The organism is Gammaproteobacteria bacterium (assembly GCA_035279405.1).
In the GTDB taxonomy this organism is placed as follows: domain Bacteria; phylum Pseudomonadota; class Gammaproteobacteria; order Natronospirales; family REEB76; genus REEB76.
Genome location: DATEHU010000017.1, coordinates 113,655 through 131,701, shown reverse-complemented (window position 1 = coordinate 131,701; position 18,047 = coordinate 113,655). Strand labels below are relative to the sequence as shown.

The 18,047-nt window shown below is 61.8% G+C and carries 17 protein-coding genes; 5 read left to right on the top strand and 12 right to left on the bottom strand.

Annotated features, from left to right (window positions below; genetic code table 11):
* Positions 1–73: 73 nt before the first annotated feature.
* Positions 74–4,783 (bottom strand): DEAD/DEAH box helicase, encoded by a 4,710-nt coding sequence (locus VJR90_01805; GenBank protein ID HKV96211.1) that lies wholly within the window; start codon positions 4,781–4,783, stop codon positions 74–76.
* Positions 4,784–4,843: 60 nt separating this feature from the next.
* Between VJR90_01805 and VJR90_01800 the strand changes: the two genes are divergently transcribed.
* From VJR90_01800 to VJR90_01790, 3 genes are all read left to right on the top strand, one after another.
* Positions 4,844–5,590, top strand: a complete 747-nt coding sequence (locus VJR90_01800; protein ID HKV96210.1) for a hypothetical protein — start codon at positions 4,844–4,846, stop codon at positions 5,588–5,590.
* Positions 5,591–5,615: 25 nt separating this feature from the next.
* The gene (locus VJR90_01795) at positions 5,616–6,563 is read left to right on the top strand and encodes a pirin family protein (protein ID HKV96209.1); all 948 of its coding nucleotides are present in this window, start codon (positions 5,616–5,618) and stop codon (positions 6,561–6,563) included.
* A gap of 100 nt (positions 6,564–6,663) precedes the next feature.
* Complete coding sequence (locus VJR90_01790; GenBank protein HKV96208.1) at positions 6,664–6,957, top strand: UBP-type zinc finger domain-containing protein; 294 nt, start codon at positions 6,664–6,666, stop codon at positions 6,955–6,957.
* A 9-nt stretch (positions 6,958–6,966) separates the two neighbouring features.
* Here the strand turns inward: VJR90_01790 and VJR90_01785 are convergent, their stop codons facing one another.
* From VJR90_01785 to VJR90_01750, 8 genes are all read right to left on the bottom strand, one after another.
* Complete coding sequence (locus tag VJR90_01785; GenBank protein HKV96207.1) at positions 6,967–8,274, bottom strand: hypothetical protein; 1,308 nt, start codon at positions 8,272–8,274, stop codon at positions 6,967–6,969.
* 53 nt (positions 8,275–8,327) lie between these two features.
* Positions 8,328–8,960 (bottom strand): peptide-methionine (S)-S-oxide reductase MsrA, encoded by a 633-nt coding sequence (gene msrA, locus VJR90_01780; protein HKV96206.1) that lies wholly within the window; start codon positions 8,958–8,960, stop codon positions 8,328–8,330.
* A 243-nt stretch (positions 8,961–9,203) separates the two neighbouring features.
* On the bottom strand, positions 9,204–9,656 hold the full coding sequence (locus tag VJR90_01775) for a hypothetical protein (GenBank protein HKV96205.1): 453 nt from the start codon (positions 9,654–9,656) through the stop codon (positions 9,204–9,206).
* A 332-nt stretch (positions 9,657–9,988) separates the two neighbouring features.
* Positions 9,989–10,603, bottom strand: a complete 615-nt coding sequence (gene gstA, locus VJR90_01770; GenBank protein ID HKV96204.1) for a glutathione transferase GstA — start codon at positions 10,601–10,603, stop codon at positions 9,989–9,991.
* A 37-nt stretch (positions 10,604–10,640) separates the two neighbouring features.
* Positions 10,641–11,738, bottom strand: a complete 1,098-nt coding sequence (locus VJR90_01765) for an alkene reductase (GenBank protein HKV96203.1) — start codon at positions 11,736–11,738, stop codon at positions 10,641–10,643.
* 95 nt (positions 11,739–11,833) lie between these two features.
* Entirely contained in the window at positions 11,834–12,136 is a 303-nt protein-coding gene (locus VJR90_01760) for a metalloregulator ArsR/SmtB family transcription factor (GenBank protein HKV96202.1), read from the bottom strand.
* 377 nt (positions 12,137–12,513) lie between these two features.
* The gene (locus VJR90_01755; protein HKV96201.1) at positions 12,514–14,307 is read right to left on the bottom strand and encodes an acyl-CoA dehydrogenase; all 1,794 of its coding nucleotides are present in this window, start codon (positions 14,305–14,307) and stop codon (positions 12,514–12,516) included.
* 43 nt (positions 14,308–14,350) lie between these two features.
* On the bottom strand, positions 14,351–14,905 hold the full coding sequence (locus VJR90_01750) for a hypothetical protein (GenBank protein ID HKV96200.1): 555 nt from the start codon (positions 14,903–14,905) through the stop codon (positions 14,351–14,353).
* Positions 14,906–14,952: 47 nt separating this feature from the next.
* Here VJR90_01750 and VJR90_01745 point away from each other — a divergent pair, with 47 nt between their 5' ends.
* Together VJR90_01745 and greB are read left to right on the top strand one after the other, a co-directional pair.
* A complete protein-coding gene (locus VJR90_01745) occupies positions 14,953–15,558 on the top strand; it encodes a DUF998 domain-containing protein (protein HKV96199.1) in 606 nt (201 codons plus the stop codon).
* Positions 15,559–15,591: 33 nt separating this feature from the next.
* Positions 15,592–16,089 (top strand): transcription elongation factor GreB, encoded by a 498-nt coding sequence (gene greB / locus VJR90_01740; protein HKV96198.1) that lies wholly within the window; start codon positions 15,592–15,594, stop codon positions 16,087–16,089.
* A 26-nt stretch (positions 16,090–16,115) separates the two neighbouring features.
* Here greB and VJR90_01735 read toward each other — a convergent pair whose 3' ends face one another.
* From VJR90_01735 to VJR90_01725, 3 genes are all read right to left on the bottom strand, one after another.
* The gene (locus VJR90_01735; GenBank protein ID HKV96197.1) at positions 16,116–16,361 is read right to left on the bottom strand and encodes a hypothetical protein; all 246 of its coding nucleotides are present in this window, start codon (positions 16,359–16,361) and stop codon (positions 16,116–16,118) included.
* A 102-nt stretch (positions 16,362–16,463) separates the two neighbouring features.
* Positions 16,464–16,763 (bottom strand): hypothetical protein, encoded by a 300-nt coding sequence (locus tag VJR90_01730; GenBank protein HKV96196.1) that lies wholly within the window; start codon positions 16,761–16,763, stop codon positions 16,464–16,466.
* A 58-nt stretch (positions 16,764–16,821) separates the two neighbouring features.
* The gene (locus VJR90_01725) at positions 16,822–17,949 is read right to left on the bottom strand and encodes a saccharopine dehydrogenase C-terminal domain-containing protein (protein ID HKV96195.1); all 1,128 of its coding nucleotides are present in this window, start codon (positions 17,947–17,949) and stop codon (positions 16,822–16,824) included.
* Between the last annotated feature and the right edge of the window lie 98 nt (positions 17,950–18,047).

The following is an 18,047-nucleotide window of genomic DNA, read 5'->3' as shown; positions in this document are numbered from 1 at the left end:
ATCATGGATGGCAAAGACTACTGTACTTCAAGCAATGATCATTCTTTCAGCAATCCGATAATGCAAAGCAATGTTACGGATGTTGTTCCACCGACATACGCCGCAAAAGCGAATTGCGTAGTGCCCATTCCGTCTCGGGCGCAACTTTCTGCATGAACTTCACTTCCTCTGCCACTTGCACCGCCACGGGTACGCCATCGCGGTAGAGCACGCGGTTTTCACCCTGCACCGGCACGCGCGCACCGGGCGTGACGATGCCCACAAGATTGAGCGGATCGGCGGCGGACACCGAAACCAGTTCGCCGGTCTTTTCGTGTCGGCGGGTTTCGCGCAATGCGCCCACCGCTTCCGGCAGGGCAAACTGCTCACCAGAGAAGCCATCCACGAAACGCCCGCCACGCACTTCGCCGCGGGCTTCGAGTCTTCTATATATATAGAGCAGCTCCCGCCAGGGCGGCAGGTTGTTCTCGCGCTCCAGCACTTTGCGGAACACCACGCCATAGCGGCGCAGCAGCACTACGGCGAGATGCGTGAGCGCGTCGCCGTCGGCAGGCGCATCGCCCGTCACGGTGCGCGGCGGCATAAGCGACCAGCGGCCCGCTTCATTTACTCCTGGCGGCGCGCCGCGCCGCAAGCGGTAGCGGAAGGAGCGCGCGAGCGGCGCACGCTTGGCGGTGGGCGTGATAAGCGCGCGCAAACCGGCGAAGCTGTCGGCAGTCGCAAGACCGCAGGTCGCGAGTTCCGCCAGCGCCGCTTCGAGTTGCGTGCGCAGCAGTCCGGTTTCCTGCACCAGATCGGCAAAGAACAAAGCGCCGTGATGCCTGAGCGCGTCGCGCACCGTACGCGCGCCGTGGGAGAGATTGAACGCGCCCTCGTCCGGTGAACCAGCAAGCGCGCGCCAATGGGGCAAGGCTTCGCGCGAGACAAAGGCGATGGGCGTATTGCGCACTGGGCCGGCATGGCGCTCGCCGTCTGCATTGTGCGATCGGTTGAGTCTCAGCCAGGCTACCGCACCGCCGGCACAAAGCTGATCCAGCAGATAAGGTGCGTAGTCGTTGACGCGCGCGCGCAGGATGTCCGCCTCCCAGGCAGCGGCGGGCGCCGAGAAGCCTTCCAGTTGTTCCAGCGCCGCGGCCAGCGCAGCGCTGCCTTCGGCGCGCTCGCCCGCAACGCCCTGCCACTCAAACAGGAAACGCAGGTAATCGGCCGGCGTCACCGGCTCGATTTCGTTGCGCAGGCGCTTGAGCGTGTACTGATGGATACGCGCGAGCAGCCGGCGCTCGCACCATTCAGACTCAACTTCTTTCTTTTTGCCCAAGATGCTGGGCGAAGCCGACGTGCGCTGAGAATTATTACCCCCCTCACCCTCGCCCTCTCCCCCAAAAGGGGGCGAGGGGGGCAAACTCGTGGGAGTGAAGCGGCCGCGCATGATGGAGCCTTCCGCTTCCAACGTCAGCAGCGCCGGTTCGATTTCATTTTCGGGAAGCCGGAACAATTCCGTAAGTGCAGCAACGGTCACTTGACCGGAGGCTTCCAGACGGCTGCGCAGGAGTTCGCGCAGTGCGTCCTCTTGCGATAAAGGTTCTCCATCCGGTTCTGCGACCGGCTCGATCACTGGATCGAGTATCGCCTCGGGATAAATCGTGAGCAGTTCATGCAAGCGTTCAGCGGCGACCCACAGAATTTTGTAGGAGTGGCGGTCTCCGCCACGATTCAGCCCCATCGCGGTCGGGACGACCGCTCCCACCTCGGCAGCGGTATCCGTTGATTCAAATCCCTGGACCCCCGCTTTCGCGGGGGTGACTACTGGATTAGGGCTGGCGACTTTTTGCCAGAATCGCGTGGCACGCTTTGCAGTGACCAACTCATCGAAAAGACCCGACCAAGCTGGATTACGTTTGCCTTCCTCTTCGGTGAGAAAGCCAAGGATTGTCAGGGCATCGTGCAATTCGTCGGCATCGCGCGCTTCGGGCCAGACTTCGGCGCGCACCCGCGCGATAGCGTCGGGGTCGAGTGCCGCCAGCGCGCCGGCGTCTTCCAGACTCGAGATGCCGCGCGATTGCACTGCGAGCGTGCGCCGCTCCTCGGCCGGCGCGTCGTCAAGAAAGGCATACGGCCGAGCCGAGAGGATTTCCTGGGCCAGCGGTGAGGGTGCGGCCAGATCGCGCGCCACCACTTTCAGTTCGCCGGATTCCAGACGCCGAAGCAAAGCGAGGAACCCGTCCGCATCCATGACCTCGTGCAGACAATCGTGGAGCGTCTGCTTTACCAGGGGGTGGTCCGGAATCTCGATGGCGCCGGTGAGATTCTCGGCACAGGCAAGCTGGTCGGGAAACACCACTGCCACCAGGTCCTGAGCGTCGGCGCGCTGGAACGCCGGCGGCGCACGCCGGCCGTTGCGGTTGCGGCGCACGGCGAGGGCGGTGCTCGTCACCCAGCGCCAGCGCGTGCCGAACATGGGCGCGTTCAGCACCGCCTGTTGCAACACATCCAAAGCGCTGGCGGAGTTCAGATAACGCGCCGGCTCTTCCAGCGAGAAACTGTGGGTGGGACCGAGCGATAGAACGATACTGTCTTCCAGTGCCGCGGCCTGAAGCTCGAAGTTGAACTTGCGGCAGAAGCGCTTGCGCAGCGCCAAGCCCCAGGCACGGTTGATGCACGCGCCGAAGGGCGAATGAATCACGAAGTGCTGATCGCCGGCCTCATCGAAGAAACGCTCGAATACTACTTGGTTTTGGGTAGGCAACGTGCCAAGTGCGGCGCGTGCGGCGGCAAGATACGCGGCGAGTTGCTGCGCGGCGACCGCATCCAATTGCAGTTCTGCGCACAACCATCGCTCCAGCTTCGCCTTCGGTTCGGATACGCCTCCCTCGGCCATAAAATCCCCCCATGCCCCCCTTTGCAAAGGGGGGAGCGCACCGCCGGTGCTTGCGGCCTGATGAGTCGGCTGCCCACTCACCCCCCTTTGTGAAGGGGGAAGCGCGTGTGACGCGCAGGGGGATTTTTCACGATTGTCCATTGCACCCGATGCGCAAAGTAGACCATCCGCCTTCTCGCGCAAACGCGATACCGCCTGTGACAATTCCAGTGTGCGCGCCGGTGCCTCACCGAACCAGAACGGAATGTTGGGTGGTTGGCCTTTGGCGTCTTCCACCAAGACGCGGCCGGTTTCGACCTTGAGGATGCGATAGCTGGTATTGCCCAACTGGAAGATGTCGCCGGGAATGGACTCGAAGGCGAAGTCCTCGTTGAGCGAGCCGACGCGCAGGCCCGCGGGAGACAGGATCACTTCGTAGTCGAACTGATCGGGAATCGCGCCGCCGTTGGTGACCGCCACGAGTTTGGCGCCGCGCCGGCCGCGCAATTTGCCGTTGACCGCGTCGCGGTGCAGATACGCGCTCCTTCGACCGCGGCGCGTGGCATAACCTTCGGCCAGCATCCTGACGACTTCGGTATAGTCCGCGCGGCTCAGATTCCGGTACGGCCAGGCGCGGCGGTAAAGCTCAAACAGCTCCGCTTCATTCCATTCGCGACAAGCGACTTCGCCGACAATCTGCTGCGCCAATACGTCGAACGGGGCTTCCTTTACGTGCAATGCGTCGAGTTCCCCGCGGCGCACCGCATCCAGAAGTGCGGCGCATTCCACCAGATCGTCGCGCGACAGCGGGAACAGCCGGCCCTCGGGCAGCGCGCCGAGCGCATGACCGGAGCGGCCCACGCGCTGCAAGAACGTACCGATGCTGCGCGGCGAGCCGAGCTGGCACACCAGGTCCACGTCGCCGATATCGAGACCGAGTTCGAGCGAAGCGGTCGCCACCAGCGCCTTCAGTTCGCCGCGCTTCAGGCGCTGCTCGGCATCGAGGCGATGGGCGCGCGCCAGGCTGCCATGATGCGAGGTGACGTGCTCCTCGCCGATGCGCTCGGCCAGATGCCGTGCTACGCGCTCCGCCTGCCGCCGGTTGTTGGCGAACACCAGCGTAGTGCGATGCGCGTTGATCAATTCTGCCAGCCGGTCGTAGATTTCCGCCCAGACTTCGTTGGCCATCACCGGCGCGAGGGGCGAGCGCGGCAATTCCAGATGCAGCCGCCGTTCGCGCACGTGACCTGTATTGATGATGTTGCACGCCTCGCCACCCGTCAGAAAGCGCGCGACCTCTTCAATGGGCTTTTGCGTCGCCGACAGACCGATGCGCACCGGTGCCTGCGGCGTGAGCGCAGACAATCTTTCCAGCGATAGCGCGAGATGCGCGCCGCGCTTGTTGCCGGCGAGCGCGTGGATTTCATCCACGATCACGCTTTTGACCGTGGACAGGGTGCGCCGGCCGGAATCGGAAGTCAGCAGGATGTACAACGACTCGGGGGTGGTCACCAGGATGTGCGGCGGCTCGCGACGCATGCGTTCGCGTTCCGCCTGCGGCGTATCTCCGGTGCGCACCAGCGCGCGGATTTCTATGTCAGGGAGATTCTGCGCGCGCAGTTGTTCACGGATGCCTTCCAGCGGCTGCTGCAGATTCTTGTGGATGTCGTTTGAGAGCGCCTTGAGCGGCGACACGTACAACACATGACATTCATTCTTGAGACCGTGTTCCAGACCTTCGCAAACCAGCGCATCAATGGCGGCCAGGAACGCCGCGAGCGTCTTGCCGGAGCCGGTGGGCGCGGCAATGAGGGTGTGTTGGCCGGCACGAATTGCCGGCCAGGCATCGGCCTGCGCCGGTGTAGGCGCGGCGAAGCTTTGGCGGAACCATGACGCAGTGGCGGGATGGAAGTATTCGAGGCTCATGAATCGGGTTTAATATCGGTGCTCTATTCGCAATTATCCGGAGGCATTATGCGCTGCGCCATGATTGTATGCGGACTGCTGGCCATGGGGATCGGAACGGCTGCGAACGCCGAGGCTGCGTGGACAATCTCGGCGCAGCGGCCCTGCACCGGCCTGACGGCCGGCTGGGCCAAACCGCTTTCCGAATTGAACACATTCGTGGGACCCCAATGGCGGGCCGCGCTCGGGCCGGTCAAAGACGCAGGGCTGGTGCTGGTGTTCGTCGCCTCCTGCCCCGATTCCAGCTACGCGGGCAAAGCCACCGGGTCGTTCAACGCGGCCTTCGTGCTGGTACCGGTGGAACCGGTGGTCCTCGATGCCAGCGCGCCGATGCCCGCGAACGCCCATTGGATCGCGGTACTGGCAGCCGCCGGGAAACCGGGTACACCGGTGATGCGGTTGTTCCAAAGCCATGGCATCCCCGTGGCCCGGGCGCAAGTGTCGCTAACTCTGCATGCTCTCGCCAAAGGCAAGCATGCCAAAAGCGTGCTGCGTTTTGCACGCGGCACACTGAGCGTCGATGCCGAGTGGCAGCCGGTGACCACGCCAATGAACATCAGCGACACCACTGCAGTGCGTGTATCTCCGCCGGGCATGTTGTTCAACGGCCCCGAATCCTCAACGCGTTACGCCGAAGGCAAGGCGTACAATCGCAGCACGGGCGCAACGTGGCTGACGAAATTCGGCCTCAGGGGTAACCCGCTGTTCGTGACGCTGGATACGAATTTCACCTGGAACTTCGCCTTTCAGCCCGTGCCGCATCCCTGAGAGTTGTACCGACGTAGGAATTACCATGAGCAATCCACTGCCCCAGCCGGAAGCCGAACGTTGTGAAGGCGAAGGCGCAACCCGCGCGGAAATTCTGAGCTGGCCCGCACGCAACGCCGAACTGGGCGGCGGCCTGACGGTGGTACGCGCGCTGCCGCTGCGCCAGCACCGCCTGGTGGGACCGTGGTGCTTCTTCGATTACTACGGGCCGCTGTCATTCAGCGGCCGCAAAGCCATGGATGTGGCGCCACACCCGCACATCGGCCTGCAAACCGTGTCGTGGCTGTTCTCGGGTGAAGTCCTGCACAACGACAGCCTGGGGTTCACCGGCATGGCGCGTCCCGGTGAATTGAACCTGATGACCGCCGGACGCGGGATTGCGCATTCGGAAGAAACTCCGCCGCAGAATTCCGGCAAGCTGCACGGTTTGCAGTTGTGGGTGGCGCTGCCGGAAGCGGAGCGCCGACGCGAACCCGCATTCGATCACTACAAGGACCTGCCGGTGCTCGAGCCGGGCGGCGGGCGCGTACAGATATTCATGGGCGAACTGCACGACGTGCGCGTCCGAGCCCGGGAATTTTCGCCATTGGTGGGAGCAGAACTCAGGATGGGCGCCAACGGCAAACTCAGATTGCCGCTCAATCCCGCTTGGGAGCACGCGCTGGTAATCATCGAGGGCGAACTTGACCTGGAAGGCACGCGCCTCACGCCCGGCGCCTTGCACTACCTCGGCACCCACCGCAGTGGCCTGGAATTGACGAGCAAGGCACCCGCGCACGCGGTGCTCATCGGCGGTGCGCCCTTCGGCGAGGCTGTGATCATCTGGTGGAATTTCGTGGCGCGCACCGCCGAGGAAATCCGCGCGGCGCGCGATGACTGGGAAGCCCGGCGGCATTTTGGCGAAGTCAAAGCGTACAAGGGCGAGCGGCTCAAGGCGCCGTCCTTCACCGTGCGGCCGATCGCCAGTCAATAGCCCCCTTACAGAACCCCCTCTCCCTCCGGGAGAGGGTGGTGCGAAGCGCCGGGTGAGGGTACCCCAGAGTCCTCATGCAACATTGTCACCGGAGGCCAATATGCCCAGCGTGAAATTGACCGCGCAACAACTCCACTCGAAACTCTGCAAACACACCGGTCAGGCCCGTGAAGTGAGCTACACGGCGCACGTGTGCCCGGAATGCGTCGCCCAGGACGACACCTGGGTGCATCTGCGCATCTGCATGATCTGCGGACATGTGGGTTGCTGCGACAGCTCCAGGAACCGCCACGCGCGCGCGCATTACGCGAGCAGCCAGCACCCCATCATCAAGACCATCGAAGCCGAACCGGACTGGGCCTGGTGCTATCCGGACGACACCTATCTCAAATAGGCAGGGCTATCAGCGCGACGAACGCGGAGCGCTCAACGTTTTGTGCAGCGCGGCGATGCGCGGATAGAGAGGATTGTCGGTTTCGGAAAGCAGCGCTTCAAGATCCCGGAGCGCGCCGGCTTCGTCCTTTTGGGCCTCAATCAGGTAACGCACGCGGCGAAACTGTAAACCCACTGCCTCGTCCGATCCTGGATGCTGCTGCACTATACCGGCGGCGATCTTGTCGAACAGCGGCAGGCGCCCTTCCTGCAAGGCCGATTCCGCGAGTTGCAGCGCTTCGAGCAATTCGCGGGGCTCGAAGAAGCCGCAGAGATTCAGGCATTGCTCATACACCGTGAGCGCACGCCCCGTCTTGTTTTGATGCATCAACAAGTGCATGAGTCGCTTGCCCTGGACCAGCGCGAGGATAACTTGCCCGCGGCTGCGCAATGCTTCATACAGATCCTCATGGAACTTCTGCGCATCATGCAGCGGTCCGGGGTCAAGGAACATGGCATCACAGGCGGCGCGCTGATCGCCCGCGGCCAGCAGTAGATCCACCTGCAACAGCAGCTCCCCGAGCTTCGCTTGCTGATTTTCCAGTCGGCGTATATCCTCGGTTTTCTTCAGTTCTTCCATGCCCACGTTCATTTGCGCATAACCGTGGAACGCGACAAAACCCAAAAGGTGGCAGCTCATCATCAGCAACCAGATCGCACCCAGCGCGGCCAGCAGAGAAAACATGCTTCCGCCGAACGCATAGGCGGCCAATGCCAGCGCCGCCATTGGCAGGCCGACGACCAGATACGCATCGCCAGCTTGGAGGATGAAATGCCTGAGCTTCAGGGGCTGGCCGGCCTCGCGCACGTCGTCCGCCAGCGCCAGCACCGCGATGAATGCCGGCAACAGGAATGCACCGATTGCAAGCAATGGATAGGCCAGCCAAGCAAGCCGGAAATGCGCCGCGAACAATACCAAGAGCGTCAGCGGCACGAGGTAGAGCGCGAGCGCCAGCAGGCGAAAATAATTCGGCTGGGACAGGATTTCCCTGACGAACGGAGGCGGCGCAGCGTAACCCAGAGCTGTGCTCTGCACTACGCCCAGCAGATATTGCGTCACGAACGCCATGCCCAGAGCCAGCAGCAACACGATATATGTACTGCTGAACTGCATCAGCCACAGGCCTAGACCCAAAATCAAGACCACGATGAGCGCATCGCGGTGCAGCGGGTAGTGCGCGAGGCTTGGGAAATACCGCCACGCCGAGGGCGCGGCGGCGAGCCGCTTATCGGCTTCCGACAGGGGCGCGGCAGAACGTGAATGTGTCTTTGCGTTCATGCGACCCCGAAAGGATGGGCGGGAAATCAACATAGCACAAGCGCAAAGCATGTTCAGCCCGGACAGCGCACCCCGGTGCCGCGCAGGCCGCAATAGCCGTCGGGATTTTTCGCAAGATATTGCTGGTGGTAATCCTCGGCGTAATAAAACTCGCCGTTTGTCCGGATTTCCGTTGTGATCGTCGGATACCCGGCGGCGCCCAACGCCTGCTGGTACTGTTGCAGCGATTGCTCCGCGGCACACTGCTGCTCGCTGTTATATGTAAATACACAGGAGCGATACTGTGCGCCGACGTCGTTGCCCTGACGCATGCCCTGCGTCGGGTCGTGCGCCTCCCAGAAAATACTCAGCAACTGTTTGTAGCCAATGACCTGGGGATCGAACACCACGCGCACTACTTCGGCGTGGCCGGTGCGATTGCTGCAGACTTCCTCGTAGGTCGGGTTGGGCGTGTGGCCGCCTGCGTAACCGGCGGCCGTCACGTACACACCCGGCTGCTGCCAGAACATGCGCTCCGCTCCCCAGAAACATCCGAGACCAAACGTCGCATCCTCCATCCCGTCGGGGAACGGCGGCATGAGCGAATGTCCGTTGACGAAGTGGCGCTCCGCCGTGTGGATTGGCTGGGCGCGCCCCGGCAGCATCTGGTCGCGGGAAAGCATGGATGTCTTGTGAATATTAAGCACCGGATTCCTCATATATAAAGTACCTGCCACCAGTCGTTAATATAAGCCCGATTCCCCTGATTTCCAGACCAAGGCCCGACGCGTTACACGTGCCACGTGTTTGCGCCGCGCATAAAAATGCCGGCGCGCCGTGGAACGGGCGGCGCACCGGCAAGCTGCGGACGTTGGGGGGACGTCCGGCCGGCTCTCAAAGAGGGAACGAAAGCCGGCCGCGCAGTGGAGTTCCGCGCGAAGCAAGACGCGTCAGAAGCTCCATCCCAGCGTCACCAGATTTTCACCGATGTTGTCGCCACGGGTGCCGCCGTTGGAAATGTGGCGCACCGCCAGCTCCCAGTGGCCATGGTGCCAACCGAAAGTGGTGATGAATTGGTACTGGCTGGTAAGCGTGGATGTCTGCCGCGTAATCAGGGCCGGGCCAAAACCGGCAAACAGATCACGGTCAACAATCATGTATTGCACGCCCGCCCAGGTCGTGTCGCGGTTGAGTGTGTGAGATATATTGCCGGCACTGAAATTCCAGTGTGTGCCCTCGGGACGGTAATCAAAGATCAAAGCGCGGCCGCGCTGGCCGTCGTGCATGCCGGTGTAGCCGATGCTGATGCCGGTCTGCGCATGCACCGCGGGCGCCGCCAGCAATAAGGCCGCCAGAAGTGCGGCGAAAATAACTGTGATTTTGTGATTTAGGATGCTATTCATGACACTAACCTCCTTGGGGTTGGGTTGTTGTTGCGAAGTCGGGAACGGCACCGCGCATTGCGGCAACGTTCGGGGACGGGAAAAAATGTTCAGATATTCATTTATCGGAAACTCCCGATATAAATGGGCGTAACGGCTCATCTCCGTGCGTTTCAGAGCCCGATTCAGCTTGGGTGAAATGGCGGCGCGGAGCGCGCCTTCAGCCGGGGATCAAAACGTGCTTCGGTAGCGGCCGTGATGCCTGTCGTATAGAAGTGTTGGTTGTCTCTTGCTCATGCGAAATCTCGATTCCAGCAAGGTCGGCCGTCCCTGGCCGGCGATGCGCCTGAAACTCAAGCCGCCAGTTTTTCCTGGTGTGCGGTGCTGCGCACCGAGGAACGCGCGGCGATACGCCGCATGTACGCCTGCAAGTGCTTGTAGGCGCCGAGGTCCAGCTTGTGGTAGTAGCTCCAGTTGATGATGGTGTAGGCGTAAGCATCCGCCACCGTGAACTTCTTGCCCATCAGATACTCGTTGTCGGCGAGATGCTTGTCGAGCAATGCGAAACGCTTTTTGAGTTTGTCGAGTCCATACTGTTTGTCGGTTTCCGCGACCGGCGGATGCCAAAGCACGCCGAAACCCTTGTGCAACTCGCTGCTGATGAAGGTCAGCCATTCGATGGTGCGGTAACGCTCCATGCTGCCGGGCGCGGCCAACAGACCCGCTTCCGGTTTGCGGTCGGCGAGGTACTGGAGAATGGCGGCCACTTCCGTAAGCACTGAGCCATCGTCCAGTTGAATGGCCGGCACATATCCCTTGGGATTGATCCGCAAATAATCCTCACCGGTTTTCACCAGCGTGTGGGTCTTGGCGATATCCACTTCCACCGGCTCGTAAGGCAAACCGAGTTCGTTGAGCACGATGTGGGGCGCCATCGAGCAGGCGCCGGGGGAAAAGTACAGCTTCATTTTCATTCTCCTGCGTTGAGTTGAGGAACAAAACCGCTCAGGCGGCCTCCGCCTGCAATGACGGATAATCGGTGTAACCGCGCGCGCCGCCCTGATAGAAGGTATTTTTGTCGGCCTGCGCCAACGGCGCATGGGCGCGAAAGCGCTCGACCAGATCCGGGTTGGCAATGAACGGCACGCCGTAGGCCACAAGGTCCGCGTCCCCGCGTGCAATCACGGCGTTACCGCGCTCTCGGTCAAAGCCGGTGTTGGTGACGAGCGTGCCGCGATACACCGTGCGGTAGTGTGCCGTCACGTTCTGCACCATGTTGGGAATCGCCGAGAGATCGCCCTGGGCTTCGCGCAGGTGCAGATACGCCAGGCCGTAACTGGAAAGCGCGCCGATCACAAAATCGTAGAGCGCGCGCGTGTCGGAATCGGCCGGCACGTCAAAGGTATTGGCGGGCGACAACCTTACGCCCAGGCGGTCCGCGCCGATGTCGTCGGCGATGCCGTCCACGATTTCGAACAGAAAGCGTGCACGATTCGGAATGCTACCGCCGTACTCATCACCGCGATGATTGCTGCTGTCACGTAAAAACTGCTCGACGAGATAGCCATTGGCGCCGTGGACCTCCACGCCGTCGAATCCCGCTTCGATGGCGTTCCTAGCCGCCTGCACGTAGTCCTGTATCGCGGCACGCACTTCGCGGGTTTCCAATGCGCGCGGCGTGACCGTGTCCTTCAGACCCTGCGGTGTGAACGATTTGGTGCGCGGATTAACGGCCGAGGCCGACACCGGCAGCGCACCGTCGTGAAAATCCGGATGCGACACGTAGCCCGTGTGCCAGAGCTGGCTGAAAATGTGGCCAGCGCGCGCGTGTACCGCAGCGGTGACTTTCTGCCAGGCGCGGATCTGCGCGTTTGAATGAATGCCGGGCGTGTACACATAGCCCACGCCCTGCGGAGAAATCTGGCTGCCCTCGGTGACAATGAGGCCGGCCGAGGCCCGCTGCGCGTAGTACTCGGCATGCAGCTCGGTGGGCACGCGGTCGCGGTTGTAGGCGCGCGAGCGCGTCATCGGCGCCATCACCACACGGTTGGGAAGTTCGTAGCGGCCGAGTTTCACCGGCGTCAGCAGCGGTTGCGTGCTCATGCGCGTCTCCTGTTGTTATTCAGATGTTTTTGCATATTTGATAATCTCGATATTACAAGTCCAAAAAAAACCCTTGCGGGGTTGTCTTGGGCGGCTCACAGATCCTTCTTGAGAAAATCCCCCAGTTCCTTGAGGGCTTCCTCATTGCGCTCGTAAAAGGTCCATTGGCCCTCGCGCCGCGCCACCACCAAGCCCGCCTGCTCCAAGGTGGCGAGATACTGCGAGGCGGTGGACTGGGAAAGACCCAGCTTCGACTGGATTTCCGTCACGCACACTTTGCGGCCGCGGGCTCCGCCCGTGGGGCAGTCGCCAAAGTGCTTGCCCGGCTCCTTCATCCACTGCAGGATCTTGAGCCGAGATTCATTGGCCAATGCCTTGAAGACTTCTACCTGTTCCATGTGCATCAGTATATCGGCTTTTTCCGATATGTCAATGTTTATTTCAGTGCGGGGTTCCGCCCCGCGCGACGGGTGACTTTTGTTTCGGCAAAAGTCACCAAAACCATTCCCCCGGAGCGCGGGTCGCGGGAGCCGCAACTGCCCTGCGCGATTCGCTCGCTTCGGAGCCCGGCCGAGAGGCAGTCCCTCGCCTCGCGGCCGGATCGCCGCCATCCCTGGGGCGCCCCTTCAGGCTGACCTTGCTCGCTTCAGTGCTCGGCTCGCGCTACGGGTGGGAGAACATACATTTCTTAATTCCTCAGTCCTCCCGTGATTCCGTCGAATCTCGCAGCCTGATCAAGCCCCATTTGCCCCACGTGAAATAAAGAATTTCAATTTCAGAATTGGTCTTCGGTAAGCGCAAGGACGCCTGCGGCACCGGCCACGATGGACTCCTTGAACGCCGATACCCTGGTCAACTCGTAGTCTGCATAGAAACGCGCAGTGTCGATCTTGGCCTGGTAAAACGCCGCGTCCCCTGTCCCTTCCGCCAAGCGTTGCTGCGCGATCAATGCGGATTGGGCCATGAGCCAGCCGCCTGCGACCGTGCCCAGCAACATCAGGAACGGGACCGCGCCCGCCGCCGCAGCGCGCACGTTGGCGGCGTAATTCGTTACCAGCCAGTTGACTGACTCTTCCAGCGCGTTGATGCCGGCGGTCAGTCGCATGCGGATGGCGATCAGATCCTCACCGCTTGCCTTGGAGAGTTGCGCATCGAGTTTGCGCATCTCGACGATCAGCGTCTTGACGGCCCTGCCCTGGTCACGCGCGATCTTGCGGCCCAGCAGGTCCTTTGCCTGGATGCCCGTGGTGCCTTCGTAAATCGTGCTGATGCGCGCATCGCGATAATATTGCGCGGCGCCGGTTTCCTCTATATAACCCATGCCGCCGTGCACCTGCACGCCGAGCGAAGCGATCTCCACCGCATTCTCGGTGCACCAGCCCTTGACCACCGGAATCATCAGGTCCACGAATTCCTGCGCCCGTTCACGTTCTTTGGCATCCACGTGGCGCATGGCGCGATCCAGATGTGCCGCCGTCACATAAGCCACGGCGCGCATCGCCTCGTTGCGCGCCTTCATGCTCATCAACATGCGGCGCACGTCCGGATGATGGATGATGGTTACGGGTGCGCCGTGGCGCACGCCGATATCCGCACTCTGCACGCGTTCTTTGGCATAATCGCGCGCCTGCTGCCAGGCGCGCTCGGCAATGCCCAGCCCCTGCACGCCCACGGCAAAACGTGCCATGTTCATCATGACAAACATGTATTCCAGGCCGTGGTTTTCCTCGCCAATCAGGTAACCCACCGCGCCCCCGTGCTCTCCGTAACTCATCACCGCGGTGGGACTCGCGTGGATGCCAAGCTTGTGCTCTATGGACGCGCACTGCACGTCGTTGCGCTTGCCGAGTGTGCCATCCGCGTTCACCAGCACCTTGGGCACCACGAACATGGAAATACCCTTGACGCCCGCGGGCGCATCCGGAGTGCGCGCCAGCACCATGTGGATGATGTTTTCGGTAAAGTCATGCTCGCCATAGGTGATGAAGATCTTCTGGCCGGTGAGCTTGTAGTGATCGCCTTCACGCACCGCGCGGCAGCGTACTGCCGCCAGATCGGAGCCGGCCTGCGGCTCGGAAAGATTCATGGTGCCGGTCCATTCGCCCGAAACCATTTTCGGCAGGAAGCGCTGTTTGAGCGCATCGCTGCCTGTCAACAGCAAGGCATGGACCGCGCCCTGGGTCAGCAACGAACAGAGTGCGTAGGACATGTTTGCCGACTGCCACATCTCCTGCACCGGCGCGGACACCACCTCTGGCAGTCCCTGGCCGCCAAATTCCGCCGGCAGCGACAGCGCATTCCAACCGTCGGCCACGAAGCGTTGATAGGCTCCCTTGAAGCCCTTGGGAGTGGTGACGGCGCCGCCGCTGAATTTCGCACCTTGCTGGTCGCCGGTCTGATTGAGCGGTGCCAGCACTTCCGCAGCAAACTTGCCGGCGGCGTCCAGCACGGTGTCCAGCAGATCCGGTGTGACTTCGCCGCAACCCGGCAAGCGCGCCATTTCGTCCAGGGTGGCCAGTTCAGTCAGGACAAATTTCATGTCGCGCAGGGGGGCGGTATAGCTGGGCACGGGAAAGCTCCTGACATAAAGACCACGGCTGGCGCCGATACGCCTATTTTACAGTCTCGCCCCCACTCGCAGGGAACAACTCGGCACCATCAGCCTTGGTGGCATCCGTCACCAGTTGGTGGAACAGCGAGGACTCGCGCTGGTAGAAACCCGCGGTATGAAATGAGTCGGCAAGCTTGAAATGGGTGTAATCGAAATGATGGCACAACTCGTGCAGCAAGGTGCGCAGGAAGCTGCGGAACGCGACCACCTGCCGGCGCTGGGCGGTGCGCATCCACAAGGTGATCTTCGCCACTTTGAGGGCGCCCTCCACGCCTTCATACAGGCCGTGCAGCTCACCGTAACTGTTGGACGGTCGTTTCGCCAGCACCTTGACCACTACCGGCGGCGCCTGCAACTGACCGCAAAGTCCGTCCGCCAGAACCTGACAGGCCTGCCGCACCGCGGCCGACTGCGTGGATTCGAGCGCGGCCTCCAGTACCGACACGCATGCCCACAACTCTGCGGCGGCCTGCAACTGTAACGCGACGATGCACTCACTGGCATCGTAAATGCGTTTGTTGCCAGCGCTTAGACGAGCGTAATAGCTGAAGGGCATGCGCTACCTATAATAGTCAGATGTTGACTTCGGCTCGAGTGACAGGTTTGACGCCCTGGCTCGGTAGGCTGGCGCTGCTCGGAGTGCTGTACTTCTTCCTGGCCTCGGCAGGGGTGCAATTTCTGCGGCCGGATTACAGCTTCATGGGCACGCCACTGAGCTTTTACCTGCTCGGCCCTTACGGCGGCTGGTTGCATTCTGCGTTCTACGCCCTCGCTGCCGCCATCGCGCTGCTCGCGACCGGACTGTATCTCGGCAGTGAACAGGGGGCGCGCACTGCCGCGACCCTGCTGCTGTTCACCCTGGGCGCTGCGGGCGTGGCAGTCACGGCCATTTTCCCCACTGACAAGACTGCCGCGCTCACCCTTGATGGAGCTATCCACATTTTCGCAGCTGTCGTCGCCTTCCTGTGCACCAGCGTTGCCATGCTGATTCAATCCTGGTATTTCCGTCGCACGCCCCGCTGGCGGCCGCATTTCCGTCCTGCCATGGAACTCGCGGTGTTTGAATTCGCGGTACTCTGGTGGTACGCCCTGCTGCACTTTCCGGCGCGTGGTTTCATGGAAAAGCTCACCATCCTGCTGATTCTGCTGTGGCTGGCGCTGGCGGCCCGGTGGCTGCAATTGCCGCCGTATCACCGGCGGCAACTATAATTTGCCGTATCTTTCCGCATCGCCGCAACATCCATGAGCCGCTGGCGTCCTCCTCCGCCCAAGTCCTCACCCTATATCACCGCGGTGGGGTATCGCCGGCTGGAAACCGAGTTGCAGCAACTGTGGCAGCAGCGCGCCGAGGTGGTGCAGGCGCTGTCGGCCGCCGCCGCCGAAGGCGACCGCTCGGAGAACGCGGAATACATTTATCGCAAAAAGCAATTGCGCGAGATGGACGGGCGCATCGGTTACCTGCAAAGGCGCATGCCTGATTTGCATGTCATTTCCGATTCGCCGCCCGACCGGACGCGGGTGTTTTTCGGCGCACAGGTAACGCTGGAAGACAATCAGGGAACGCAGACCGTGTATCGCATCGTGGGCGCAGATGAATTCGACCCCGCCGGGCACTGCATCAGCATTGACTCGCCGCTCGCGCAGGCTCTGCTCAAGAAAACTGTGGACGACGAAGTCGAAGTGGTTACGCCTGCTGGCAAGATGCGTTATTACGTGATGGAAGTAAGTTATAAATGGTAACGAGCGCGGCGCCGATGCGCACAGGTTCATTTCCCGAATAATTTGTCCAATTCCGTCTTGGCCCGGTCGGTGGGACCCGGGTCGGCCGGCTGAAAAGCATTCGGACGCGGATCGAAATAATCGCAGAAATTGGCGCGCTGCTTGTCCTTGGGCGGGTCGGCGCGTTCCTCGGCACAGCTTTCCGGCTTGCGTGGGTCATAAAAGCGGCACTGCCGGCAAACGTGCAGCTCGGCGTGACAGGCAAGGCACTCGGAAAGGCGCGACAGTGGCATCGGCACATCCCTGAGCGACGCGCCGCATTTCCAGCAGACGAGTGAACTATCTGATCTCACGCTACGTCACCCCGTCCCTGAGGACGAGGCAGGGTGAGGAAATCAAGCCCGCGCAGCGTTGGAATCGGTGGGCGCGTGGTAGTAGTCGCTGTCCTCGGCGAACTCGCGTATCAGCTTTTCAAGTTCCGCCTGGCGCAGCCCCGAGGTGGACACCGGCGCGCAATCCTCGCACATGGGATCCTCGCAGGGCTGGCGCGAGTACAGCCAGAAGTGCACCGCACCGGCCAGCAGGCCGTCCGCGATGTCCCAGAGATCCGCTTCGGGATGCTCGTCGCTGACTTGATTGGCAAGCTCCACCACCTGCTCGGCGGTGGATTCGAAGGACGTAATCTCGGTATTCATGGCGTAATCCGGCACCAAAAAAGGGCGGGTATTCTAACAGACCGGGCTCAGCCGCCGCTCACAGGGCAGTTGCACGATGGCGGTAATTCACGTGGCGTTCTTTGAGATGGGCCACGATGTAATCGAAGCAGCCGGCATCGCGCCCCACGATTTCCGGCGGATGCACGCCGGGTTCGCGGAACCTGCCGTCCAGCAGCAGATTCGCGGCGGCCGTGCAGGTGAACCCGGTGGTGCGCGCCATCGAGGAAAAACCGGTGGCTGCATCGTACTCGTCATGCACTTCCCACACGTGGCGCAGGCGCTTGCCGTCTTCTTCACCCTCGACAGTGACGCGCATGACGGTAAATTCCGGCTCGTCCGGCGCCAGCTTCCACTGCTCCAGCAGCAGCTTCACCGCCAGATCCAGCGGCCGCACTTTGACGGCACCAATATCCAGCATTTCCGTGGAGAAAAACCCGGATTGTTCAAGAGCTTCAATCAGCGCCGCGTGGCCGGGATAACGCAGGGTCTTTTCCGCCATCTCCGGAATGTGCGCCATGGTCTTGAGGAGTGAACGCAGGCCGTCGGTATTGAAGGCTTCGAGCCGGCCCACACCGTCGAACTCCACGGTTTCGCGCTCGCTCAATGCCGGTAATGTCACTACCTTGCCGGCACGTTGCAAACGTGCTGCCCGGGTGTATTCCTCGATCACGTCTATCGGAGAAAACGGTGCCTTGTAGTTGAACGGCGGCTGCGGATGTTGCGGCAATCCGCCCACCAGACATTCGAACCGCGTTACCCGCATGTGGGCGTCGTGATGGCCCAGGATCAGGTTGTCCATGCCCGGCGCCACGCCGATATCCACCAGCGCAGTAACCCCTCGGCGTTTGGCCAGCGCATCGAGATCCAGCGCGTCCTCGGGAAAGAACGAGATATCCGCGATATTTTTGCCAGCTTCAATGAGCACCTTGAGAGTGCGGAAGCCCATGAACCCCGGGACCGCCGAGACCACCAGGTCGAAGGGCCGGACGAAACCCGCGAGTGCGCTCACATCCGTGAGATCCAGTTGCTGCGTGTGGATGCCGTACGCCGCGAGCCGCGCGAGCGCCGTCTCACTGCGGTCGGCCGCAGTGACCTCATGGCGACCCGCCAGATCGCGGGCCATGACACCACCCACCATGCCGGCGCCCAGTACGCAGATTTGCATGTCGCTTGCCCTTGTTGTTGCATTGCCTGGCCCCATCTTGTTGCAGAAATCGGCCTATCGCAAGCGCTGTAGGGGCCGCACACATTTCTGCTAACCTA

What these genes read in the sequence shown, in the direction of transcription:
- VJR90_01785 (HKV96207.1), bottom strand. Translation starts at nt 8,274, where the DNA reads ATGAACGCAAAGACACATTCACGTTCTGCCGCGCCCCTGTCGGAAGCC.
- greB (HKV96198.1), top strand. Translation starts at nt 15,592, where the DNA reads ATGAGCCGCTGGCGTCCTCCTCCGCCCAAGTCCTCACCCTATATCACC.
- VJR90_01765 (HKV96203.1), bottom strand. Translation starts at nt 11,738, where the DNA reads ATGAGCACGCAACCGCTGCTGACGCCGGTGAAACTCGGCCGCTACGAA.
- VJR90_01725 (HKV96195.1), bottom strand. Translation starts at nt 17,949, where the DNA reads ATGCAAATCTGCGTACTGGGCGCCGGCATGGTGGGTGGTGTCATGGCC.
- VJR90_01795 (HKV96209.1), top strand. Translation starts at nt 5,616, where the DNA reads ATGAGCAATCCACTGCCCCAGCCGGAAGCCGAACGTTGTGAAGGCGAA.
- VJR90_01735 (HKV96197.1), bottom strand. Translation starts at nt 16,361, where the DNA reads ATGCCACTGTCGCGCCTTTCCGAGTGCCTTGCCTGTCACGCCGAGCTG.
- VJR90_01750 (HKV96200.1), bottom strand. Translation starts at nt 14,905, where the DNA reads ATGCCCTTCAGCTATTACGCTCGTCTAAGCGCTGGCAACAAACGCATT.
- VJR90_01760 (HKV96202.1), bottom strand. Translation starts at nt 12,136, where the DNA reads ATGGAACAGGTAGAAGTCTTCAAGGCATTGGCCAATGAATCTCGGCTC.
- gstA (HKV96204.1), bottom strand. Translation starts at nt 10,603, where the DNA reads ATGAAGCTGTACTTTTCCCCCGGCGCCTGCTCGATGGCGCCCCACATC.
- VJR90_01805 (HKV96211.1), bottom strand. Translation starts at nt 4,783, where the DNA reads ATGAGCCTCGAATACTTCCATCCCGCCACTGCGTCATGGTTCCGCCAA.
- VJR90_01775 (HKV96205.1), bottom strand. Translation starts at nt 9,656, where the DNA reads ATGAATAGCATCCTAAATCACAAAATCACAGTTATTTTCGCCGCACTT.
- VJR90_01730 (HKV96196.1), bottom strand. Translation starts at nt 16,763, where the DNA reads ATGAATACCGAGATTACGTCCTTCGAATCCACCGCCGAGCAGGTGGTG.
- VJR90_01800 (HKV96210.1), top strand. Translation starts at nt 4,844, where the DNA reads ATGATTGTATGCGGACTGCTGGCCATGGGGATCGGAACGGCTGCGAAC.
- VJR90_01790 (HKV96208.1), top strand. Translation starts at nt 6,664, where the DNA reads ATGCCCAGCGTGAAATTGACCGCGCAACAACTCCACTCGAAACTCTGC.